This window comes from Streptomyces sp. BJ20 (assembly GCF_022869105.1).
In the GTDB taxonomy this organism is placed as follows: Bacteria; Actinomycetota; Actinomycetes; order Streptomycetales; family Streptomycetaceae; genus Streptomyces; species Streptomyces griseoincarnatus.
This window is the reverse complement of record NZ_CP094918.1, coordinates 3,345,957-3,368,837: the sequence shown is the minus strand read 5'-3', so window position 1 is coordinate 3,368,837 and position 22,881 is coordinate 3,345,957. Positions and strand designations below refer to the sequence as shown.

Sequence of the window (22,881 nt, the reverse complement as noted above, 5' to 3'; positions counted from 1 at the left end):
CCCACCCCGGGCCCTCGGCGGAGCGGACGACCCATGGCCTTCGCGATCACCCAGACCTGTTGCAGCGACGCCACCTGTGTGTCCGTCTGCCCGGTCAACTGCATTCATCCGACGCCGGAGGAACGCGCCTTCGGCAGCACGGAGATGCTGCACATCGACCCGAAGAGCTGCATCGACTGCGGCGCCTGCGCGGACGCCTGCCCGGTGGACGCGATCTTCCCGGTCGAGCGGCTGACCGGAGGGCAGCGGGAGTACGCCCGCATCAACGCGGCCTACTACGAGGGCGAGGATCACCGGCCCGAACAGCCGGTTCGTGGGCCGGTGTTCCACGACTGGGGCGCGCCGTCGTTCGACCGGGTGCTGCCGGCGGATTTCGGACCGCTCAGGGTCGCGGTCGTCGGCACCGGCCCGGCCGGGATGTACGCGGCGCGGGACCTGCTGCTGCACACGCCCGCCGAGGTGACGCTGATCGACCGGCTGCCGGTCGCCGGCGGTCTCGTCCGGTACGGGGTCGCGCCCGACCATCCGTCCACGAAGAAGGCCGGCGAGAGCTTCGCCCGCTTCCTCACGCACCCGCGGGTGCGGCTCTGTCTGGGCCTGGAGGTGGGCGACGGCGGTGTGACGGCGGACGAACTGGCCGCCCATCACGACGCGGTGATCTACGCCGTCGGCGCGCCGGAGGCCCGGCGGCTCGGCGTCCCGGGCGAGGACCGGCCGGGCAGCGTCGCCGCTTCCGAGTTCGTCGCCTGGTGCAACGGGCACCCCGACGTCGCCCCGGACGCCTTCGAGCTGTCGGCGGACCGGGTCGTCGTGGTGGGCAACGGCAACGTCGCGCTGGACGCCGCGCGCCTGCTGGTGTCCGACCCTGCGACGCTCCAGGGGACCCCGATCGCCGCGCACGCGCTGGCCGGGCTGCGGCGCGGCAAGGTGCGCGAGGTGGTGGTGCTGGGCCGGCGCGGCCCGCAGCACGCGGCGTACACGCGCCCGGAGTTGCTCGCCCTGAAGCATCTGTCCGGCGTGGACCTGCTGGTCGACGACCACGACCCGGCCGTGGGCGCGGCGATCGACGGGGCTGCGGACCAGGACAAGGCCGCGGTGCTGAAGGACGTACGGCGGGAGGCCGTCGACTGGTCCCTGCCGCCGGCGGCGGACGGCCGGCGCCGCATCGTGTTCCGCTTCCTGTCCGCGCCCGCCGAGGTCCGCGGTGAGGAGTCGGTCCGCGCGGTACGGGTCACCGGCGCGGCCGGCGAGGCGGAGATCCCGGCCGGGACGGTCCTCCGCGCGGTGGGCCACCGCGGGACACCGCTCGACGGGCTTCCGTTCGACGAGTCCACGGGCACGGTGCCCAACGACCGGGGCAGGGTGACCGGCCGCCCGGGCGCCTACGTCGTCGGCTGGATCAAGCGCGGCGCCTCCGGCGGTATCGGCGCCAACCGGGTCTGCGCGACGGAGACGGTCGGCTCGCTGCTCGACGACGCGGCGTCGGGCCGGCTGCCCGCACCGACGGGCAGCGCCCGCTCGTTCCGCCGGCTGGCCCGGCGCAGGGGACGCTGACGGGCGGTCAGGTGGCGGTGGGCGTGTGACGCCGTACCGGTGATCGGTGGACGTGCGGGGTCCGCGCGTTACGGAGGCCGCGGGAAGGGGCACTGGAGCCGAATCCGTCGTCCGAGCGGGGGCGAGGGAGAAGGGAGAGTGCCGGGTGCTGTGGAAGACCTTCCGGTGGGCGTTCGCCGTGACGGCCGTCGGGCTGGCGGGCGGGGTGCTGTACGACGGCTGGACGGCGCTCGGGATCGTCGCCATCCTCGCCGTGCTGGAGATCTCGCTCTCCTTCGACAACGCGGTCATCAACGCCGGCATCCTCAAGAAGCTCAACGCCTTCTGGCAGCGGATCTTCCTCACCATCGGCATCCTCATCGCCGTGTTCGGCATGCGGCTGCTGTTCCCGGTGGTCATCGTGTCCGTCAGCGCGCGGCTGGCTCCGCAGGAGGCCGTGCACCTGGCGCTCACGGACAAGGAGCGCTATCAGGAGCTGGTCACCGACGCGCATCCGTCGATCGCGGCGTTCGGCGGCATGTTCCTTCTGATGATCTTCCTGGACTTCATCCTGGAGGACCGTGACACCAAGTGGCTGGGCCGGGTGGAACGGCCCCTGGCGCGGCTCGGCCGCATCGACATGCTGTCGGTGTGCGTGGCCCTCGTCGTGCTCCTGGTGACCTCCATGACCTTCGCCACCCAGGCCCACCAGCACGGAGGCCACCACGCCGACAAGGCGCAGACCGTGCTGGTCTCGGGGGTCGCGGGGCTCGTCACCTATCTGGTGGTGCACGGGCTGTCCGGCTTCTTCGAGGCCAGGCTCGCCGGGGAGCAGAGCGACGAGGAGGGCGGGGAGGCGGCAGGGGGCCGTTCCGGGGTCGCGCTGGCCGGCCGGGCCGCCTTCTTCACCTTCCTGTACCTCGAGGTGCTGGACGCGTCCTTCTCCTTCGACGGGGTGATCGGCGCCTTCGCCGTCACCAACGACATCGTCCTGATGGCGCTCGGCCTCGGCATCGGCGCCATGTACGTCCGGTCGCTCACCGTCCACCTGGTGCGCCAGGGCACGCTGGACGACTACGTGTACCTGGAGCACGGCGCCCATTACGCGATCGGCGCCCTCGCCGCCGTGCTGCTCGTCAGCATCCGCTACGAGGTGAACGACATCGTGACCGGCCTGATCGGGGTCACCCTCATCGGCGCGGCCTTCTGGTCGTCCGTCCGTTACAACCGGGCCACGGCGGGCTGACCGGCGGCTTCGGGCGCCCGTCGGTCAGGCGCCGGACGGGGCGCCGTCGACGTAGGGGGCCAGGATGTCGGCGACCGTGCGGTTGCGGGGCGCGGGGACGCCGAGTTCGTCGGCGAGGTCGGCCACTCCCCCGCTGAGCCAGGGCAGTTCGAGACGGTGACCGTGCTCGAGGTCGTTGTGCATGGACGACGTCATGTCCGCGGGGAGGGTGTCGCAGAAGGCGAGCTGCCGCTCGGCGAAGTCCTCGGCCAGCGCGACGCCGGACGCGCGGGCGACGGCCACGGCCTCCGCCATGACGTCCCGCAGCAGCACCCGCGTGCGCTCGTGGGAGCGGACGACGCCGATGGGCCGGCGGACGGCCGTGGTGGTGGCCGAGTGGCCGACGAGGAAGACGTACTTCTCCCAGATCACCCGGTCGACGTCCGCGCTGACCTCGGCGTCGACGCCCGCCTCGGTGCACGCGTGGAGGAACTGTCGCGCCACCGGCTCCTGCTCGGGGTGACGGGCGCCGAAGACCATACGCTGCAGGGTGCCGTTGTGCCGGACGACGCCCGGTTCCTCGATGAAGGCGGAGATGAAGCACGCGCCGCCGAGCAGGGACTCGGGGGGCAGACGGCGGGCGAGGACGGCGTCCTTGTGCACCCCGTTCTGCAGCGACAGCACGGGCGTGCCGGCCAGTTCGGAGGCGCCCAGCTGACGCGCGACGTCATCGGTGTCCCACAGCTTCACGGCGACGATCACCAGGTCCGCGCCGTCCACGTCGGCCACGCTCTCCACCACCGAGCCGGGCGAGGTGCGCACGTCCCCCAGCGGGCTGCGCACGAGGAGCCCCGAGCGCCGTACGGCCTCCAGGTGGCGTCCCCGGGCCACGAAGGTGACCTCGTGGCCCGCCGCGGCGAGCCGCGCCCCGAAGTAGCCCCCGACCCCGCCCGCTCCGACAATCGCGATCCGCATGGCCACCCGTCTCCCTTGATAACCGTGTCGGGGGTTACTATCGCCCCATGGGAGCCGCGCCGCAAGCACCGCGTACGAGGGTCACCGCCCGGGCACGTGATCTCCGGTTCGACGCCGGCTCGCTGTCGCTGAACCTCGTGGCGACCGTGGGGCGCCGGCCCGTCGGCCCGGTGGAGCGGATGGGGGACGCGGAACGGCTGGCCGCGTGGTGCAGTGGCGTGGGGCTGACACCGGCGCCCGGGTACGAGGCGGAGGCGCTGCTGCGGTCGCTGCACGCGTTGCGCGACGCGGCGTACGACATCGCCTCGTCGCTGCTGGACGGGCACCGCCCCTCCCCCGCGTCCGTGGACCTGGTCAACGGCCTGGCCGCCCGCGAAACGCCCGCCGTCCGGCTGGAGTTGACGCCGGCCGGCGTGCGACCGGCGCCCGGCGGCGACCTGCTCGCCGAGGACGCCCTGCTGTCGGTGGTCGCGCGGGACCTGATCGGGCTCGTCTCCGACGCGTCGCGCAGGGAGCGGCTGACGATGTGCGCGTCCGCGGTGTGCCGGATGCTCTACCTCAACCCGGCCTCGGGCCGCGCCCGCCAGTGGTGCTCCATGCGGCGCTGCGGCAACAACGCCAAGGCGGCGGCACACCGGCGGCGCAGGGCGGCGACGGCCGAGGGCTGACCGCCCCGGCCGGATACGGCCTGGAACGAGACGGACCGTCTTGCTAGGGTGGGCGTATGCGCCATTACTTCTTTCTCTGAGTCCGGGCACGGCCGACGCCGCCGTCATCGCCCCCTGTCACCTCTCTCACCTCAGGGAAAGACCCATGCGCGCACGCGCCCGCACCCTCGCGCCCGCCCTCGCGGCGCAGCTGTCCGTCAAGGACGTCACCAAGTCCTACGGCCCCCGCGCCGTCCTCGACCAGATCACCTTCACCGTCCGCCCCGGTGAGCGGGCTGCCGTCATCGGGGAGAACGGGGCCGGGAAGTCCACCCTGCTGCGACTCCTCGCCGGGGCGGAGACGCCCGACGACGGCGAGATCACCGCCGTCTTCCCCGGCGGCACCGGCCACCTCACCCAGACCCCCGTACCGGCGCCCGACCGCACCGTGCAGGACGCGGTCGACCTCGCCCTCGCCCCGCTGCGCGCCCTGGAACGCCGGCTGCGTGCGGCGGAGGAGCGCCTCGGTGAGGCGTCCGAGACCGAACTCGCAGCCTACGGCGACCTGTTGACCACGTACGAGCAGCGCGACGGCTACCGTGCCGACGCGCGGGTGGACGCGGCCATGCACGGCCTGGGGCTGGCCGGTGTGACCCGCGGCCGGCTGCTCGGCTCGCTCTCCGGCGGTGAGCAGTCGCGGCTGGCGCTCGCCTGCGTCCTGGCCGCGGACCCCGAACTGCTGCTGCTCGACGAACCGACCAACCATCTCGACGCGTCCGCGGTGCACTGGCTGGAGGAACGGCTGCGCGCGCACCGCGGCACCGTCGTGGCCGTCACCCACGACCGGCCGTTCATCGAGCGGGTCGCCACCACCATCCTGGAGGTCGACCGCGACACCCGCTCGGTACGCCGGTACGGCGACGGCTGGGCCGGGTACCGGGCGGCTAAAGCGGCCGCGCGGCGCCGCGCCGAGCAGGAACACGCGGAGTGGCTCGACGAGGTCGCCCGTGCCGAGGAGTTGCTGGGGGCGGCGGGCCGGCGGCTGTCCACCACCGGCGGCGATCCCCGGCAGGGCTTCGGCAAGCACCGCCGGTCCCACGAGGCGAAGCTGGGCGGCCAGGTGCGGGCGGTGCGCGAACGGCTGGCCCGGCTGCGGCGCGCACCGGTGCCGGCTCCGCCCGAGCCGCTGCGGTTCACGCCGGCTCCGGCGGTGCCGGATGGCGAACAGCCCGCCGCAGACACCGGTTGCGCGCTTCCGCTCGTCGAGCTGGAGGACGTCGGTGTCGGCGAACGACTGCGGCTGGACGGGCGGTTGGCCGTCCGGCCCGGGCAACGGCTTCTGGTCACCGGGGAGAACGGGGCCGGCAAGTCGACCCTGTTGCGGGTGCTGGCCGGGGACCTGGAGCCGGACAAGGGGGCGGTGCGCCGCCCGGCCACCGTTGCTTACCTGCCGCAGGAGCTGCCCGTCCGCGTGGGGCGGCTCCCGCTGCTCGCCGCGTTCGCCGCTCGGCGGCCGGGGCCGGTCGAGGAGCACCGTGACACGCTGCTGTCGCTCGGGCTGTTCCGCGAGGAGGACCTGACGGTGCCGGTCGCGGCGCTGTCGGCGGGGCAGCAACGGCGCCTGCAGATCGCCCGGTTGGTGACCCGGCCGGCGGAACTGCTGGTGCTCGACGAGCCGACCAACCATGTGGCGCTCGACCTCGTCGAGGACCTGGAGGCGGCGCTGGCCGTGTATCCGGGTGCCGTGGTGGCCGTGTCCCACGACCGCGGCTTCCAGGCGCGCTTTCCGGGTGAGCGGCTTCGGTTGCGGGAAGGGCGGCTGATCTGACCGCGCGTGCTCGCCCCTCCTGCGACCGCGCCGAGCTGAGTCCGGCGGCACCGTCCATGGGTGTGTGGCGTCGGGCCCTCGCTCGGGTCCGCGGTCGTGTCCTTGGGTGCGGGCACACCCTGTGCCGGGAGTCGGCCCTGCCGGGTCTGGCGTCTCCTGCGGACCACGGAGGAGACGCCGGAGCGGGTGGTGACACGGCCGCGGGGCCGTCAGGCTCCGGCCGCACCGGCCCCCGGCTGCACCAGCCCGAAACGGAAGAGGCTCTCCGCGGTGTCGACGACGGTCTGCGCGGCGTCGCGGGGCTCCCAGCCCAGGAGGGAACGGGCCTTCGTGTTGTCGATGACCGGGACACGGCCCCTCAGCGTCGCGGCCTCACGGAGCGAGGGCTCGGTCCGTGCCCGCTCCACCACTTCCCCGACGGTGAGTTCGCGTACGGGAAGGAGGTCGGCGGCAGCCGGGTACCTCTCCCGCAGGATGCCTGCCATCTCCCAGAAGCTCAGCGCGGGTCCGCTGACGCCGATGAACCGTTCGCCCGCCGCCCGGGGATGGAGCATGGCCCGCAGGTGGAGGTCCGCGGCGTCCCGCACGTCGACCACACCGAAGTGCATGACCGGCACGACAGGCATGTCGCCGTTCAGCATGGCGCGTACGAGACCCGCCGAGGCGGAGGGCCGGTCGCCGAGCACAGGTCCGAAGATGCCCGTGGGATTGACGACGGTCAGCTCGACGCCGCCCTTGTCCTTCACGTACTCCCAGGCGGCTCGTTCGGCGAGGGTCTTGGACTTGTGGTACGGGGGCAGGCCCTCGGTGTCGGGATCGGTCCAGTCCGCTTCCGAGTAGTGGCCGTCCTCCTTCACCGTGTAGCCGATGGCGGCGAAGGACGACGTCATCACCACGCGGGCCACGCCGGCCTCCCGGGCCGCGCCGATGACGCGGAGCGCGCCGTCCCTGGCCGGACGGATCAGCTCGTCCTCCGTCTCCGGTGGGGTGAACGGGAACGGCGAGGCGAGGTGAAGCACGTGGCCGACGCCGTCCATGGCGTCGGACCAGCCCCGGTCCTCGTCCAGGGAGGCCGTCCCGAACGTCAGCCCGCCGGCCGGATCGACACCGGCCTGACGGAGCGCTTCGAGCACGTCATCCCGCTGGCTCTCCTTCCGGATCGTCACTCGGGTGGGTACGCCCTCCCGGAGCAGACGGGCCACCGTGTGGCCGCCGAGGTATCCGGTGGCACCGGTGACCAGTACGGGTTCTCCGGCTTCCGCGAGCCGCTCGAGGTCTTCAGGGAACATGTGGGTCGTCCTTGGCATCGTGTGGGGTGGGCCGTGCCGCGGTGGCGGCCGGCCGTCTGGACACGAGCCTCCGTGACCTGAAGCGCTTCAAGTCAAGCGACGCGGACCGGCACGGCCGGACGCGGTCGCCGGGGCGCCTCCCGCGCCCGACACGGCGTCGTCCGTCGCGTGCGGCGGGTGGTACGCAGGGCGTCCCCGCGGCCGCCGCCGCGTCAGCGAAGGCCCTCGCGGGCGGCGGCGATCTCGGGCACGATCCGGCTCTCACCGTCGGCATCGCCACGCTCCCGCGCGGCCCACAGCTCCGCCTTGAGCGCGAGGTACCTCCGGCGGACGTGCATGCGCTCGATCTCCTCCTGGATTCTGGAGACGTTGCGTTCGAACAGTTCGCGCATCAGTGCGGCGTTGTCCTCACGGCCGTCCAGGAACCGCAGGTAGTCGCGCATGTCCTGGACACTCATACCGGTCGCCCTGAGGCAGCCCAACGCCTCGATCATCACCACCGCGTGTCCGCCGTAGCGACGATGGCCGCTGCTCTCGTCACGGGGAACGGGCCCGATCAGACCGATCTTCTCGTAGTACCGCAACGTCGCCTCGGACAGGCCACTGATCTTCGACATGTCCTGGATGCTCACCGAGGCCCTGTCGCCGTCCGTCGTCGTCATACCTCCAGCCTTGCCCACCTGAAGCGCTTGAGGTCAAGCGGGGCCCGGTCCCCGACGCCGACGATCCGGCAGCGAAGCCCTTGAGGGACGCCGGGGACGACCCCGGGCGCGATGCGGCGTGCGTCGCCGGCCGGCGACGGGTGACCGCGGCACGGGTGCGTTCCACCTCGCAGGCCGCGGTCGGCTCACCCGGCCTCTCGACGGCGAGCGACCGCTCGGAGGGCGAGCCAGCCGGCGCACGCGCCGACCGCGTACCAGAACAGGTCCGGTGCGTTGAAGGTCGAGCCGAGGACCAGGCGGGCGGCGGTGCTGCGGGCGGACAGTCCGGCGGGCAGTCCGGTCAGCTGGAGCAGCTCCACCGCCCAGCTCACCGCGAGCGCGATCCCCGCCGCCCGCGCTGGCGTCGAACGCGGCGCCAGCAGCACGACGAGGGTGAGGATCAGCAGGGTGTACAGCGCGTCCCCGCCGTACTTCGCGACGTCGCCCGTCGCCACCGCCCGCAGGCCCAGTCCCGCACCGACGGTCACCAGCGCCGCGACCGCCGCCAGGAGCCGCGTACGGCCCGTCGCCTCCGGTGCGGGCGGCCCGCTCCTGTCTGCGGGGCGGGCCGGCCGGACAGCTCTGTCGCTCATGGGGGACGAGTCTGCCAGCCGCCAACCGGAGGACCGTTGCCGACCTGTGTCCTACGGGGGCCCGAACCGCTGAACGGGGCGGTCGGCACGCACGTTAGTGAAGGGCGGACGGCCTCCGCGCCGCCCCCTTCCTCTACCCTGCGCACCGGCCACTGCAAGGAGTTCCACCATGGGCGTCACCGACCGGCTCGACCGTCACCAGCCACTGGTCCTCGGTCTGTTCCGCATCGTCATCGGGCTGCTGTTCACCAGTGAGGGTGCGGCCACCCTGTTCGGTGTGCTGGACCGGGACGCCACGCCCGCCGGTGACTGGCCCTTCTGGTACGCGGGGGTGATCGAGCTGGTCTGCGGCGCGCTCATCCTGCTCGGGGTCCTCACCCGGGCCGCCGCGTTCCTCAGCTCGGGCGCCATGGCCTTCGCCTATTTCACCGAGCACCAGCCGGACGGCCTCTTCCCCCTCCAGAACGGCGGCCTGTCACCGGCGCTGTTCTGCTGGGGGTTCCTGCTCCTCGTGTTCTTCGGGCCCGGGTCCCTGGCCCTGTCGGGCCTCTTCCGCCGCGATGCCACGGCCACGGCCGCGTCCGGAGTCCGCGGCTAGCCGAACCGGAAGCCGCCCCTGGCAACTCGCCGGGGGCGGCTTTCGCATGGCCGAAGCCGGTTTTCGCGGGACCGAAGGAGGCTTTCGCATTGATAGGCAAGCGAGCACTTGCCTATAGTGGGGGCGTGGCCGACGACCTCTTCAAAGCTCTGGCGGACGGAACCCGCCGCACGATCCTCGACGAGCTGACGGAGAAGTCCGGACAGACACTGTTCGAGATCTGTGCGCGCCTGAGCATGAAACACGGGCTCGGCATCTCACGCCAGGCGGTGTCACAGCACCTCGCCGTCCTGGAGGCGGCCGGGCTCGTCGAGACCCGGCGGGAGGGCCGGTACAAGTTCCACGACCTGAACGTCGCGCCGCTGCGGCACATCACCGAGCGCTGGCTCGACCCCCCTGCCCCCGCACCGGAGGAGGACCCCTCATGAAGATCCACCTGACCAGCGTCTTCGTCGACGACCAGACGAAGGCCCTGCGCTTCTACACCGACGTCCTCGGCTTCGTGAAGAAGCACGACGTCCCGCTGGGCGAGACGGACCGGTGGCTCACCGTCGCCTCGCCCGAGGAGCCGGACGGCACCGAGCTGCTGCTCGAGCCGTCCCACCACCCCGCGGTCAAGCCCTACCGGGACGCCCTCGTGGCCGACGGCATCCCCCTCGCGGTGTTCGCGGTGGACGACGTTCGGGCGGAGTACGAGCGTCTGCGGGAGCTGGGCGTCCGCTTCACCCAGGAGCCGCTGGAGATGGGACCCGTCACGACTGCCGTCTTCGACGACACGTGCGGGAATCTGATCCAGATCGCCTCACAGGCATAGGCCCGGCCCCCTCGGCCGATCCTGACCTCGCTCCACCCCGCATTGAACGTGTTCAAAAATGCGGGATAGGGTGAGGGCACTCGAAAAGGCCGGAGGGGCCCATGAAGATCGTTCTGCCCGGGGGAACCGGACAGGTGGGCACGATCCTGGACCGTGCGCTGAGCGCGGCCGGGCATGAGGTCGTCGTGCTGACCAGGCGGCCTCGTCGCCCCCAGGACGTCGCGTGGGACGGGGCGACCCCGGGCCCCTGGACCGAGGCGCTCGACGGCGCGGACGTCGTGGTCAACCTGGCGGGACGGAGCGTCTCCTGCCGGTACACCCCGGAGAATCTCCGCGCCATGATGGACTCCCGCGTCGGCTCGGCGCGGGCCGTGGGCGAGGCCATCGCCGCTGCTCGTCGGCCGCCGAAGGTGTGGCTCCAGATGAGCACCGCGACGATCTACGCCCACCGTTCCGACGCCGCGAACGACGAGGCGACGGGCGTCATCGGCGGCACGGAGAGCGGCGTGCCGGACTACTGGGCGTACAGCGTCGAGATCGCGAAGAACTGGGAGCGGGCGCAGGAGGAAGCGGCGACGCCCGGCACGCGGAAGGTGGCCCTGCGGGCGGCGATGGTGATGAGCCCTGACCGGGGCGGGGTGTTCGACATGCTGTCGTGGCTCGCCCGGCTCGGGCTGGGCGGACCGGTCGCCGGCGGCGGGCAGTACGTGTCGTGGATCCACGACGAGGACTTCGTGCGGGCGGTGGAGTTCCTGATCGCCCGGGAGGACGTGGAGGGCGCGGTGAACCTCGCCGCGCCCTGTCCGCTTCCTCAGCGGGAGTTCACGCGGGTGCTACGGAGGGCTTGGGGCGTGCCGGTGGGGTTGCCGGCGAGCCGGTGGATGGCGGAGGTCGGCGCGTTCGTGCTGCGCTCGGACACGGAGTTGCTGTTGAAGAGCCGGCGGGTGGTGCCGGGGCGGTTGGGGGACGCGGGGTTCGAATACGTCTGGACCGGGTGGGAGGGGGCGGCGGGAGATCTCGTGCGGAGGGCGCGGGGTGCGCGGACGGGGTCCGGTCGTCGTCGGGCGCGGGCGGGTGGGGGTTTGTCGCGCAGTTCCCCGCGCCCCTGAGAGTGGCCGCGTGCGGATCGGTGGGGGCCGGTCGCGCAGTTCCCCGCGCCCCTGAGAGCGTTCGCGTGCGGATCGGTGGACGTTGATCGCGCAGTCCCCCGCGCCCCTGAGAGTGGCCGCGTGCGGATCGGTGGGGGCCGGTCGCGCAGTCTCCCGCGCCCCCTTGGAGCACTTCACACGAAGCGCCATTTGTGGTCCTCAGTGCCGGTGTTCGCGAACCGCACCACCCGGGCGCTGTTCTCGGTGGACGTCCCGTCCACGGCGAGGACCTTGCCGCGGTGCCGGTTCTCGGTCCGGCGGTACGGCGGCTCCGGCGTCCAGGGCCGCCCGTCCGGGGACGCCGTGGGGAAGGCGGTGATCCGCCCGGTCGCGGGATGCGGACGCCCCGACGGGGCGGGCGGGTTGCGGGAACGGTCGATACGGGCATGACTGGGGCCGTAGGATCAAGTGATCTCGTGGGGGTGGTCATGCTCAGGCGGCGTCCGGGCACACCGACGCTCGAGGAGGTGGCGGCGCTCGCCGGTGTGGGGCGGGGCACCGTCTCCCGCGTCATCAACAACGCGGCGGGAGTCAAGGACACCACCCGCCGCGCCGTGCAGCGCGCCATCGCGGAGTTGGGGTACGTCCCCAACCTGGCTGCCCGCACGCTGGCGGGACGGCGCGCCGACGCGGTCGCGCTGGTCATGACGGAGCCGGACTGGCGGCAGTTCGGCGAGCCCTTCTTCTCCGAGATCGTGCGGTCCGTCGGGGACGCCCTGACGGAGACCGAGGTGCAGTTGCTGCTCACCCTGGTGCGCACGGACGCGGAACGGCAGCGGCTCGTGGAGTACGCGCGCGGCGGCCGGGTCGACGGCGTGATGCTGATGTCCGTGCACGCGACGGACCCGCTGCCCGACATGCTGGCCGAAGTGGGCCTGCCCACCGTGCTGCTGGGGCGTCGCTCGGGCGACGAGAGCGTGACCTACGTCGACGCGGACAACGTCGGAGGGGCGCGCGCCGCCGTGTCGCACCTGCTGGACACCGGCCGCCGCGCGGTCGCGACCATCACGGGGCCGCCCGACATGTACGTGGCCCAGTGCCGGCTGCGCGGTTACCGGGAGGCGATGGAGCGGGCGGGGGCCGAACCGCGGGAGTCCTGGACCGTGCGGGGCGACTTCTCGGCGGACAGCGGGCACCGCGCGATGGCCGAACTCCTCGAGCGGGCACCGGAGATCGACGGGGTGTTCGCCGCTTCGGACACCATGGCGGCGGGCGCGCTGGGAGCGCTCCGGGCCGCGGGCCGGCGGGTGCCGGACGACGTGGCGGTGATCGGGTTCGACGACTTCCCGCTCGCCCAGCACACCGACCCGAAACTCACGACGGTCCGTCAGCCGCTGGACGAGATCGGGCACGCGATGGTGCGGCTGCTCCTGGAGGAGATGCGGGAGCCGTCGACGGCCTGGCGGCACGTCATCCACCGCACGGAACTGGTGCTGCGCGACTCCGCCTGACCCGGCGCGGAATCCCGCGCCGTCGCGCGCGTGTCGAAAGTTTCGGGAGCGCTCCCGTCGTCCGAGGTCAAGTGGATCATCGCGTTGACCTGCGACTTCGAAAGGCGTTCGACGGATTGGCGCGCACAGGGTTGTCAGGGACATGGACGCCTTCTACAGTCCCCTCCCGGAACACCATTGGGAGCGCTCCCATCAATGGGGAGGCGGGAGCGCTCCCGCCGGTATCCCGCACCCCCACCCGAGAGGTCCCCCCATGCCACGGTTACGGCACCACCCCCGCACCCTGCGCGCCGTGTCGGCGGCGCTCCTCACCGCTCTCGCCGCGCTCGCGGCGATGCTGACCGCGACCGCCCCCGCCCAGGCCGACACCACGATCTGCGAGGAGTTCGGCTCGACCGTCATCCAGGGCCGCTACGTCGTCCAGAACAACCGCTGGGGCACCGGCGCCACCCAGTGCGTCACCGCCACCGACTCAGGCTTCCGGATCACGCAGGCCGACGGCTCGGTGCCGACCAACGGCGCGCCGAAGTCGTACCCCTCGGTCTTCAACGGCTGTCACTACACGAACTGTTCGCCGGGCACCGCGCTCCCCGCGCGCATCAGCGGCATCTCCTCCGCGCCCAGCAGCATCTCGTACAGCTATGTCAACAACGCCGTGTACAACGCCTCGTACGACATCTGGCTGGACCCGACGCCCCGCACCGACGGGGTGAACCGGACCGAGATCATGATCTGGTTCAACCGGGTGGGTCCGATCCAGCCGATCGGCTCGCAGGTGGGCACGGCCAACGTGGCCGGGCGCACCTGGGAGGTATGGTCCGGCGGCAACGGCACCAACGACGTGCTGTCGTTCGTCGCTCCGTCCGCGATCGGCAGCTGGAGCTTCGACGTGATGGACTTCGTCCGGGAGTCCGTCGCCCGTGGGATGGCGGGCAACGACTGGTACCTGACGAGCATCCAGGCCGGTTTCGAGCCGTGGCAGAACGGCGCGGGCCTCGCGGTGAACTCCTTCTCCTCGACCGTCAACACGGGCGGATCGCAGAACCCGGGCGACCCGAACGGACCGGGCACGCCGGCCGCCTGCACGGTGTCGTACGCGACGAACGTGTGGCCGGGCGGCTTCACCGCGAACGTCACGGTCACCAACAACGGTTCGGCTCCCGTGGACGGCTGGCGGCTCGGCTTCACCCTGCCCCCCGGGCAGAGCGTCGTGCACGCCTGGAACGCGTCCGTCACCCCCGCCTCGGGCGCGGTCACGGCGACCGGACCGGCCGACAACCCACGGATCGCCGCCGGCGGCAGCCAGACCTTCGGCTTCCAGGGCACCTACAGCGGCAGCTTCGCGCAGCCGGACGCCTTCCAGCTGAACGGCACCTCCTGCCGCACCGCCTAAGGGGTCACGGCCGCCTCATCCGCCGTGACCCCCCGCTTCCGGGGCCCGCTCTTCCCTCCCTGCACCGACGGGGCGGGCCCCTAAGCGCGTACGTCCCGCCGAGGGGGCGGCCCGTGAGCCGCGACCGCCGCCCCCGCCTCTCCGCGCCGCGGACGGCCGTGCCGGCGGCGGGTGCCGACGCACCCGCCGCCGGGCGGTCCCCTTCCGCCGCGGGACGGCCCCCGATCCCCCCGCCCGTCCGGTTGGCGCCCTCCCCGGCCGGGCGGGGCTCCAACCCCCGCTCCCCTACCCCTCTCGCACCACCCATGAAGAACTCAGCATCGGGACAGGAGACTCCATGGCTCTGAGAAGCAGACTGGTCTCTCTGGCAGCGGTACTGGCGACCCTCCTCGGAGGGCTCGGTCTCAGTTTCCTCTGGCAGAAGGACGCACAGGCGCACGGCGTGGCGATGATGCCCGGCTCGCGCACCTACCTGTGCCAGCTGGACGCCATCACCGGCACCGGCGCGCTCGACCCGACCAACCCCGCCTGCGAGGCCGCACTCAACCAGAGCGGCGCCACTGCCCTCTACAACTGGTTCGCCGTCCTCGACTCGCAGGCCGGCGGACGCGGTCCGGGCTACGTCCCGGACGGCACGCTGTGCAGCGCGGGCGACCGCTCGCCCTACGACTTCTCCGCGTACAACGCGGCTCGCTCCGACTGGCCGCGCACGCATCTGACGTCGGGCTCGACGATCAAGGTGCAGTACAGCAACTGGGCCGCGCACCCGGGTGACTTCCGGGTGTACATCACCAAGCCCGGCTGGTCGCCCACCTCGCAGCTGAAGTGGAACGACCTGGAGCTGATCCAGACCGTCACCAACCCGCCCCAGCAGGGCTCCCCGGGCACCAACGGGGGCCACTACCACTGGAACCTGAACCTGCCCTCGGGCCGCTCCGGTGACGCCCTGATCTTCATGCAGTGGGTGCGCTCGGACAGCCAGGAGAACTTCTTCTCCTGCTCCGACGTGGTCTTCGACGGCGGCAACGGCGAGGTCACCGGCATCCGCGGCTCGGGCAGCAACCCGGACCCCGGCACCGACCCCACCCCCGACCCGAGCGACCCGCCGCACACCGGTGAGTGCATGGCCGTCTACAGCGTGACCAACTCGTGGAACGGCGGTTTCCAGGGCTCCGTCGAGGTGATGAACCACGGGACGTCGCCGCTGAACGGCTGGGCCGTGCGGTGGAAGCCCGGGCAGGGCACCACGATCGGCAGCGCCTGGAACGGCACCCTCAGCACCGGATCGGACGGCACGGTGACGGTGCGGAACGCCTCCCACAACAGAACGATCGCCCCGGACGGGAGCGTGTCGTTCGGCTTCACGGCCACGTCCACCGGCAACAACTTCCCGGTGGGCACGATCGGTTGCGTCAATCCGTAGCGTCCGCGCGATGAACGGGTGAAAGGTCAGGTCCGGTGCGCCGTCCGCCCCTCCCCACCGGGGGGGGCGGACGGCGCTTCGCCGTTCCGGGGCCCGCCCGGTCGGGGCGGGTTCCCGCACCGGTGCGCAGGCACGGCGGGCGGCCTTCCGGCCGGCCCTGGTGCAGGGGTGCCGGCACGGCAGGGCCGACGACCGCGACGAACACGAAGAAGGCACCGGACACGGTCGCGCCGGCCGACAGCCCGGTCATCGACCCGCGCGCGGCCACCACGGCGCCGGGCGCCGGCGCCCCGATGCCCTGGGCGGCGTGTCCGACGAGGCAGCCGCCGGACACCATGCCCGCCGCCAACTGCGCGCCGTCGCCCCGCAGCTGAAGACCGGTGCGGTCGGGGGCGTCGTCCCGGGCGCACCGGCCGTTTCCGCATCGAGACGCACCTGCAACACCCCGTGCCGCACGTTTCCGCCTGCCGCGCCGTCACAGTCACTGAAGCGGCGTCGACCGACACAGGGGGTACACAGGATGAAGCGGCACGGGACACGACGGCCGGCCGGGGTGCTGCTGGCACTCACCGCGGCCTGCGGGCTGCTGCTCACCGGATGCAGCGGGGACGACGGCGGCGGGGCGCAGAAGAGCGACGCCTCCTACGGGGGCGGCAGCCACGACATGCCGCCCCCGCCCGCCCCGGAAGGCTCGAACCGGTTTGAGGGCGGCGAGCGGGAGGGCGAGCAGGAGTCACGGGAGGTGACCCCGGAACCCGACTACCTGTCGACGTTCGCGCTGGACGTCGACACCGCCTCCTACGGCTACGCGCGACGCACCCTCGACGAGGGCCGGCTGCCCGACCCGTCGACCGTGCGCCCGGAGGAGTTCGTCAACAGCTTCCGGCAGGACTACCCGCGCCCCGAGGGCGACGGCTTCAGGGTCACCGTGGACGGCGCCCGCACCGACGAGGAGGACTGGTCGCTGGTGCGGGTCGGGCTCGCCACCCGGACCGCCGAGGCGGACGGCGAACGGCCGCCCGCGGCCCTCACGTTCGTCATCGACATCTCCGGCTCGATGGGTGAACCGGGCCGGCTGGACCTGGCCCAGGAGGCGCTGGGCACCATGACCGACCGGCTGCGCGACGACGACTCGGTCGCCCTCGTCACCTTCAGCGGCGAGGCGGAGACCGTGCTGCCCATGACCCGGCTCGACGGCAACCGGGGTGAGATCCACGACGCGATCGACGGCCTCGAGCCGACCGACTCCACCAACCTCGGCGCCGGTGTCGAGACCGGTTACGAGGCCGCCGTGGAGGGGCTCCGCGAGAGCGCCACCAACCGGGTCGTCCTGGTGTCCGACGCGCTCGCCAACACCGGGGAGACGGAGGCCGACGCGATCCTGGAGCGCATCGCGGAATCCCGGCGCGAGCACGGCATCACCTTGTTCGGCGTCGGCGTCGGCAGCGACTACGGCGACGCCCTCATGGAGCGGCTCGCCGACCGGGGCGACGGCCACACGGTGTACGTGTCCGACGAGGAGGACGCCCGCGAGGTGTTCTGCGAGGAACTCCCCCGCAACATCGAGCTGACCGCCCGGGACGCCAAGGCGCAGGTGGCCTTCGACCCGGCGACGGTCGCCGAGTTCCGCCTGGTCGGCTACGACAACCGCAGGGTGGCCGACGAGGACTTCCGCGACGACCGGGTCGACGGCGGCGAGGTCGGCCCCGGCCACACCGTGACCGCCCTGTACGCGGTGCGCACCCGTCCAGGCGCCGGAGGGCACCTGGCCACGGCGACCGTGCGCTGGCTCGACCCCGACAGCCGTACCCCGCACGAGGAGACCGGCGACCTGGAGACCGACGGCCTCGAGGAGTCGGTGTGGCGGGCGCGGCCCCGGCTGACGGTGACCGCGACGGCGGCCTACTTCGCCGACGCGCTGCGCTCCCCCGGCCACCGGGACAGCGCGCTGCCGGGCGCCCCGGGCCTCGGCGAGCTGTCCGAGCGCGCCGGGTCGCTGGCCGCGCGGACCGAGGACGCGGACGTGCGGGAGCTGGCGGAGGCGATCCGTACGGCGAACCGGCTGGACTGATCGCCCCCGGACCGTTGACTCGTTCCTACGCACGGGTAAGTTGACTCCGGAGTAAGTAAGCACGGGCAGTACCAGCAGGACAGTCAGCCGCGACCGGGAGCCGTCATGGGCGTACGCAAGGATCTGAAACGGGCGAAACGACGGGCCGATCTGGCGGGCCGCACTTCGGTGGAAACCGTCAAGGACGAACGCGGGACCGTCCGCGAGGTCCGCACGGAGGTCCTGGCCGCCCACCCCGTCACGGGCACGACCGCCGACGTCCCGTTCACCAACGCGGACGAGGCGCCCGACGCGGTCGTGCTGCGCCGCGAGGAAGGGGGCGCCTGGCGCCCGGTCACGGCGGCGGCCTTCGCCGGGGAGGTCACCGCCGTGGCCAAGGGCCTGGTCGCGGCCGGTCTCGAGCCGGGCGACCGGGTCGCCGTGATGTCCCGGACCCGCTACGAGTGGACGCTCCTGGACTTCGCGATCTGGGCGGCCGGCGGGCAGACCGTGCCGGTGTATCCGACCTCCTCGGCGGACCAGGTGGAGTGGATCGTCCGGGACGCCGGCGTCCGGTACGTCGTCACGGAGACCCCGGACAACACCGCCACGGTTCGCGCCGGCACCGCCGCCCTGGACCCGGCGCCCGAGGTGTGGGAGCTGGACGCGGGCGCCGTGGACGGCCTCGTCGCCCGGGGCAGCGACGTCCCGGACGAGGAGGTCACCAAGCGGCGCACCGCCCTCACCGCCGACACGGTGGCGACCGTCTGCTACACCTCCGGCACCACGGGACGCCCCAAGGGCTGCGTGCTCACCCACGGCAACCTGTACGCCGAGTCCGCGAACACGGTCGAACTGCTGCACCCCGTCTTCAAGGCGGTCACCTCCCAGGCCGCCTCGACGCTGCTGTTCCTGCCGCTCGCCCACATCCTGGGCCGCACCCTGCAGATCTCCTGTCTCATGGCCCGCATCGAGACGGGGCACTGCCCGAGCATCAAGCCCGACGAACTGCGGCCCGCGCTCAAGTCGTTCCGCCCCACGTTCGTGGTGGGGGTGCCCTACCTCTTCGAGAAGATCCACGACACCGGGCGGGCCACCGCCGAGAAGATCGGGCGGGGCGCGTCCTTCGAGCGCGCCCACCGCGTCGCCGTCCGCTTCGCACGGGCCCACCTCGACCGCTTCCTCGGCCGAGGCAAGGGCCCCGGGCCCGGCCTGTACGCCGCGTGGGCGCTGTACGACCTGCTGGTCTACCGCAGGGTCCGCAAGGAGCTCGGCGGGCGCCTGCGGTACGCCATCAGCGGCGGCTCCCCGCTGGAGAAGGACCTCAACCTGTTCTTCTACGCGTCCGGCATCATGATCTACGAGGGCTACGGGCTCACCGAGACCACCGCCGCCGCGACCGTCGTCCCGCCGCTGTCCCCGCGCCCCGGCACGGTCGGCCGGCCGGTCCCGGGCACCGCGGTGCGCATCGCCGACGACAGCGAGGTGCTGATCAAGGGCGGCATCGTCTTCGGCTCGTACCGGAACAACCCGGTGGCCACCGAGGAGGTGCTGCGCGACGGCTGGTTCGCCACCGGGGACCTCGGCTCCCTCGACGAGGACGGCTATCTGACCATCACCGGCCGCAAGAAGGACATCATCGTCACCTCCGGCGGCAAGAACGTCTCCCCCTCCGTGCTGGAGGACCGGCTGCGCAGCCGCCCGCCGGTCGGGCAGTGCCTGGTCGTCGGCGACAACCGGCCCTTCGTGGCCGCGGTGGTCACCCTCGACCCGGAGACGGTGGCCCACTGGCTGTCGGTGCGCGGGAGGCCCGCCGACACCCCGATGTCCGAGGTGGTCCGCGACCCGCGCATGCACGCCGACGTGCAGAAAGCGGTGGACTACGCCAACGAGGCCGTCTCCCGCGCGGAGTCCATCCGTAAGTTCGTCGTCGTCGAGGGCGAGTTCACCGAGGAGAACGGTCTGCTCACCCCGTCGCTGAAGGTCAAGCGGAAGGCGGCGCAGGAGGCGTACGCGAAGGAGATCGCCGCACTGTACGTGTGAGCGGGACAGCGCGTGCCGTGCGCGTGAGCCGTCGGCCGGGCCGCCCGTGCCGTGCGTCGTGTGTCCTCAGCGCAGGTCGAGCCGCATCAGCACGCGGGGGTGGCCGGACAGCACCGAGGTGGTATCGGCGGCGTGGGCGAATCCGGCCCGCTCGAAGTTCTTGCGAAGCCCCGGGTAGGCCATGGTCAGGTCGACGCGGGCGTCGCCGTTGTCGAGGGGGTAGGCCTCGACGGCGGGGGCGCCCTGCGCGCGGGCGTACTCGACGGCTCCGGCGATCAGGGCGTGCGAGAGGCCCTCGCCCCGGTGGCCGGGGCGCACCCGGATGCACCACAAGGACCACACCGGCAGGTCGTCGACGTGCGGGATCTTGCGGTTGCGGGCGAAGGAGGTGTCCGCGCGCGGGGCGACGGCGGCCCAGCCTACGGGCGCGCCGTCCTCGTAGGCGAGCACTCCGAGGGGAGCGCCTGAACGAAGCAGCTCGGCGACGTGCTCGCCGCGGGCGGGGCCGCGCAGCTCGCGGTTGAGCTTGCTGGGGATGCGGTAGCTCAGGCACCAGCAGACGTTCGCCTGCGGCGACTTGGGACCGAGCAGGGCACGGACGTCCTCGAACTCGGAGGCCGGGCGGACTTCGACGGTCATGCGTCCACGATGGCACGAACGGCCCGCCGGCGCCGCCGTACGAGCGGCGCGGGCGGGCCCTGGTGTCAGTGCGCGGCCGGGGTCTCCTTCAGGAAGGCCGCGAGGCCTTCGAGCAGGCGGTCGACGTCCTCGTCGGAGGTGTAGCAGGCGAGGCCGACGCGCAGGCCGCCGGTGTCGCCGAGGCCGAGGTGGCGGGAGGCCTCCAGGGCGTAGAAGTGGCCGGAGGGGGCGTGGACGTTCCGTCCGGCGAGGAAGCGGTAGGCGTCCTCGGTGCGGCGGCCGTCGAGGGTGACCAGCAGGGTCGGGGTGCGGCGGGCGGCACGGGAGTGGACGGTCACCCCGTCGAGTGCCGCCAGGCCCTCCTCCAGGCGGGCCCGCAGCCGCGCCTCGTGCGCCCCGATCGCCTCGTACGCCGCGCCGAGCCGGGCGCGGCGGTCGCCGTCGCCCGGCCCGCCGAGCCCGGCGAGGACGTCGACGGCCGCGCGGGTGCCGGCCAGGAACTCGTAGGGCAGGGTGCCCAGCTCGAACCGCTCGGGTACCGCGTCCGAGGACGGCAGGAGCTTGTCCGGGCGCAGGGTCTCCAGCAGCTCCGGTGCGGCGGCCAGGACGCCGTGGTGCGGGCCGAGGAACTTGTACGGCGAGCAGACGAAGAAGTCCGCGCCCAGCGCCCGCACGTCGACCGGCGCGTGCGCCGTGTAGTGCACGCCGTCGACGTGGAGCAGGGCGCCCGCCTCGTGGACCAGCCGCGCGATCTCGGCGACCGGGGGCATGGTGCCGATCAGGTTGGAGGCGGCGGTGACCGCGACCAGACGGGTGCGCGGCGAGAGCTGGGCGCGGACGTGGTCGGCGGTCAGCTCCCCCGTGGCCGGGTCGAAGTCCGCGCGGCGGACGGTGGCACCGGTCCGTTCGGCCGCCTGTACCCACGGGCGGATGTTGGCGTCGTGGTCGAGCCGGGTGACCACCACCTCGTCGCCCTCCGCCCAGCCGGCGGCGAGGGTGCGGGCGGCGTCGTAGGTGAGCTGGGTGGCGCTGCGGCCGAAGACGACGCCTGCCGGGTCGGCGCCGAGCAGGTCGGCCATGGCGCGGCGCGCCTCGACGACGAGGGTGTCGGCGTGGCGCTCGCCGGGGAGCAGGCTGCCCCGGTTGGACAGCGGCCGCGCCAGGGCGTCGGCGATCGCCTCGATGACGGGGCGCGGCGTCTGGGTGCCGCCGGGGCCGTCGAAGTGGGCGGTGCCCGCGGCCAGCGCGGGTATGTCGGCGCGCAGGGCGGTGAGGTCGTACGTCACGGGAGCTTCCTGGAGGTCGGAGGGCGGTCAGGCGGCGGGGGCGTCGGGCGCCGGGGACCGCGGTGCCGTGGGCTGCGGCGCCGACGGCTGCGGAGGCCGGGGCGCCGACGGTTCCGGGGCCGGGGGCTGGGGTGCCGGCGGGTCGGTGAGCTGTTCGCGGAGGTAGTTCCAGACGACCGCGATCAGGGCGGCGACCGGCACGGCGAGCAGACTGCCGACGATGCCGGCCAGGCTGCCGCCCAGCGTCACCGCCAGCAGGACGACCGTCGCATGCAGACCGAGGCCGCGGCTCTGGATCATCGGCTGGAACACGTTGCCCTCGAGCTGCTGCACGACAATGATCACGGCGAGCACGAGCAAGGCGTTGACCAGCCCGTTGGACACCAGCGCGATCAGCACGGCGACGAACCCGGCGAACAGTGCGCCGACGATGGGCACGAACGCGGACACGAAGGTCAGGACCGCGAGCGGCAGGACCAGGGGCACGTCGAGGATCCACAGGCCGATGCCGATGAGCACGCCGTCGATGAGACCGACGAGCGCCTGCGACCGGACGAACGCGCCGAGGGTGTTCCAGCAGCGGGCGGCTACGGCCGGAACATCGGTGGCGAGCCGGCCGGGCAACTGGCGGCGCAGCCACGGAAGGAAACGCGGCCCGTCCTTCAGGAAGAAGAACATGAGGAAGAGCGCCAGCACGGCCGTCACGACGCCGCTGACGACGGTGCTCACCCCGGTGACGGCGGTGGTGGCGATGGACCCGGCGCTGTCCTGGAGACGGGCGATGGCCGCGTCCAGGGCGCTGGAGATCTGGGCGTCGTCGATGTTCAGCGGCGGGCCCTCCGCCCAGTCGCGCAGCTTCTGCACGCCCGCGACGACACCGTCGCCGAGTTCGCCGGACTCCGACGCGACGGGCACGGCGATGAGCGCCACGGTGCCCGCGCCGACCAGCAGGAACAGCACGGTCACCAGGGAGGCGGCGACCGCGGGGCGCAGTCCGCGCCGGAGCAGCCAGCGGGTCGGGGGCCAGGTGAGCGTGGTGAGCAGCAGGCCGACCACCAGGGGCCAGACCACCGACCACATCCGGCCCAGCAGCCAGAGGGCCACTCCGGTCGCCACCAGGACCAGCAGCAGTTCACCCGAGATGCGTGCCGAGGTGCGCAGCGCGGCGCGGGTTTTACCGGCGTTCAACGAGGCAGACATGGTGGAACCTTATGGTGCCCGCGGGGCGCGCGGTGATCGCGGGGC

The 22,881-nt window shown here is 72.9% G+C and carries 20 protein-coding genes and 1 pseudogene; 13 read left to right on the top strand and 8 right to left on the bottom strand.

Features of this window, described 5'->3' with window-relative positions:
- Positions 1–33 precede the first annotated feature (33 nt).
- Positions 34–1,554 (top strand): FAD-dependent oxidoreductase, encoded by a 1,521-nt coding sequence (locus tag MTR79_RS15215; RefSeq protein WP_189364421.1) that lies wholly within the window; start codon positions 34–36, stop codon positions 1,552–1,554.
- A gap of 145 nt (positions 1,555–1,699) precedes the next feature.
- Positions 1,700–2,779, top strand: coding sequence for a DUF475 domain-containing protein (locus MTR79_RS15210; protein WP_244790645.1), 1,080 nt, complete (start codon positions 1,700–1,702; stop codon positions 2,777–2,779).
- A 24-nt stretch (positions 2,780–2,803) separates the two neighbouring features.
- Here MTR79_RS15210 and MTR79_RS15205 read toward each other — a convergent pair whose 3' ends face one another.
- Complete coding sequence (locus tag MTR79_RS15205) at positions 2,804–3,733, bottom strand: 2-dehydropantoate 2-reductase (RefSeq protein WP_189364423.1); 930 nt, start codon at positions 3,731–3,733, stop codon at positions 2,804–2,806.
- A gap of 47 nt (positions 3,734–3,780) precedes the next feature.
- Here MTR79_RS15205 and MTR79_RS15200 point away from each other — a divergent pair, with 47 nt between their 5' ends.
- On the top strand, positions 3,781–4,401 hold the full coding sequence (locus MTR79_RS15200; protein ID WP_086705403.1) for a CGNR zinc finger domain-containing protein: 621 nt from the start codon (positions 3,781–3,783) through the stop codon (positions 4,399–4,401).
- Positions 4,402–4,546: 145 nt separating this feature from the next.
- Positions 4,547–6,208, top strand: coding sequence for an ABC-F family ATP-binding cassette domain-containing protein (locus tag MTR79_RS15195; protein ID WP_244790643.1), 1,662 nt, complete (start codon positions 4,547–4,549; stop codon positions 6,206–6,208).
- A 209-nt stretch (positions 6,209–6,417) separates the two neighbouring features.
- Here the strand turns inward: MTR79_RS15195 and MTR79_RS15190 are convergent, their stop codons facing one another.
- The 3 genes from MTR79_RS15190 to MTR79_RS15180 all read right to left on the bottom strand — a co-directional run bounded on the left by MTR79_RS15190 (position 6,418) and on the right by MTR79_RS15180 (position 8,791).
- Positions 6,418–7,497, bottom strand: coding sequence for an aldehyde reductase (locus MTR79_RS15190; protein WP_244790641.1), 1,080 nt, complete (start codon positions 7,495–7,497; stop codon positions 6,418–6,420).
- 212 nt (positions 7,498–7,709) lie between these two features.
- A complete protein-coding gene (locus tag MTR79_RS15185) occupies positions 7,710–8,159 on the bottom strand; it encodes a MerR family transcriptional regulator (protein ID WP_189364426.1) in 450 nt (149 codons plus the stop codon).
- A 185-nt stretch (positions 8,160–8,344) separates the two neighbouring features.
- Positions 8,345–8,791: a DUF2809 domain-containing protein gene (locus MTR79_RS15180; protein ID WP_244790639.1), complete on the bottom strand. Its 447-nt coding sequence runs from the start codon at positions 8,789–8,791 to the stop codon at positions 8,345–8,347.
- 169 nt (positions 8,792–8,960) lie between these two features.
- On the opposite strand from MTR79_RS15180, the gene MTR79_RS15175 reads away from it, so the two are divergent.
- The 4 genes from MTR79_RS15175 (at position 8,961) to MTR79_RS15160 (ending at position 11,312) form a co-directional block, all read left to right on the top strand.
- Positions 8,961–9,389, top strand: coding sequence for a DoxX family protein (locus tag MTR79_RS15175; protein ID WP_086701832.1), 429 nt, complete (start codon positions 8,961–8,963; stop codon positions 9,387–9,389).
- A 125-nt stretch (positions 9,390–9,514) separates the two neighbouring features.
- Complete coding sequence (locus MTR79_RS15170; RefSeq protein WP_163038080.1) at positions 9,515–9,817, top strand: metalloregulator ArsR/SmtB family transcription factor; 303 nt, start codon at positions 9,515–9,517, stop codon at positions 9,815–9,817.
- Entirely contained in the window at positions 9,814–10,203 is a 390-nt protein-coding gene (locus MTR79_RS15165; protein WP_048454766.1) for a VOC family protein, read from the top strand. Before MTR79_RS15170 ends, MTR79_RS15165 begins: the two co-directional genes overlap by 4 nt.
- Positions 10,204–10,304: 101 nt before the next feature.
- Positions 10,305–11,312, top strand: a complete 1,008-nt coding sequence (locus MTR79_RS15160) for a TIGR01777 family oxidoreductase (protein ID WP_244790636.1) — start codon at positions 10,305–10,307, stop codon at positions 11,310–11,312.
- 176 nt (positions 11,313–11,488) lie between these two features.
- Here the strand turns inward: MTR79_RS15160 and MTR79_RS15155 are convergent.
- Positions 11,489–11,674 (bottom strand): annotated as a pseudogene (locus tag MTR79_RS15155) (hypothetical protein); the annotation flags it as partial.
- A 105-nt stretch (positions 11,675–11,779) separates the two neighbouring features.
- Between MTR79_RS15155 and MTR79_RS15150 the strand changes: the two are divergent.
- The 5 genes from MTR79_RS15150 to MTR79_RS15130 all read left to right on the top strand — a co-directional run bounded on the left by MTR79_RS15150 (position 11,780) and on the right by MTR79_RS15130 (position 19,711).
- The gene (locus MTR79_RS15150; RefSeq protein WP_086705363.1) at positions 11,780–12,802 is read left to right on the top strand and encodes a LacI family DNA-binding transcriptional regulator; all 1,023 of its coding nucleotides are present in this window, start codon (positions 11,780–11,782) and stop codon (positions 12,800–12,802) included.
- A 253-nt stretch (positions 12,803–13,055) separates the two neighbouring features.
- A complete protein-coding gene (locus MTR79_RS15145; RefSeq protein WP_244790634.1) occupies positions 13,056–14,195 on the top strand; it encodes a cellulose binding domain-containing protein in 1,140 nt (379 codons plus the stop codon).
- Positions 14,196–14,532: 337 nt separating this feature from the next.
- Entirely contained in the window at positions 14,533–15,618 is a 1,086-nt protein-coding gene (locus MTR79_RS15140; protein ID WP_189364430.1) for a lytic polysaccharide monooxygenase, read from the top strand.
- Positions 15,619–16,138: 520 nt separating this feature from the next.
- The gene (locus tag MTR79_RS15135; protein ID WP_244790632.1) at positions 16,139–17,689 is read left to right on the top strand and encodes a VWA domain-containing protein; all 1,551 of its coding nucleotides are present in this window, start codon (positions 16,139–16,141) and stop codon (positions 17,687–17,689) included.
- Positions 17,690–17,794: 105 nt separating this feature from the next.
- Positions 17,795–19,711, top strand: coding sequence for an AMP-dependent synthetase/ligase (locus MTR79_RS15130; protein ID WP_244790630.1), 1,917 nt, complete (start codon positions 17,795–17,797; stop codon positions 19,709–19,711).
- Between the two features lie 66 nt (positions 19,712–19,777).
- Here MTR79_RS15130 and MTR79_RS15125 read toward each other — a convergent pair whose 3' ends face one another.
- The 3 genes from MTR79_RS15125 to MTR79_RS15115 all read right to left on the bottom strand — a co-directional run bounded on the left by MTR79_RS15125 (position 19,778) and on the right by MTR79_RS15115 (position 22,836).
- Positions 19,778–20,350: a GNAT family N-acetyltransferase gene (locus MTR79_RS15125; RefSeq protein ID WP_086702194.1), complete on the bottom strand. Its 573-nt coding sequence runs from the start codon at positions 20,348–20,350 to the stop codon at positions 19,778–19,780.
- Between the two features lie 65 nt (positions 20,351–20,415).
- Positions 20,416–21,636 (bottom strand): cysteine desulfurase-like protein, encoded by a 1,221-nt coding sequence (locus MTR79_RS15120; protein WP_086702195.1) that lies wholly within the window; start codon positions 21,634–21,636, stop codon positions 20,416–20,418.
- A gap of 27 nt (positions 21,637–21,663) precedes the next feature.
- A complete protein-coding gene (locus tag MTR79_RS15115; protein ID WP_175445846.1) occupies positions 21,664–22,836 on the bottom strand; it encodes an AI-2E family transporter in 1,173 nt (390 codons plus the stop codon).
- Positions 22,837–22,881: the final 45 nt, after the last annotated feature.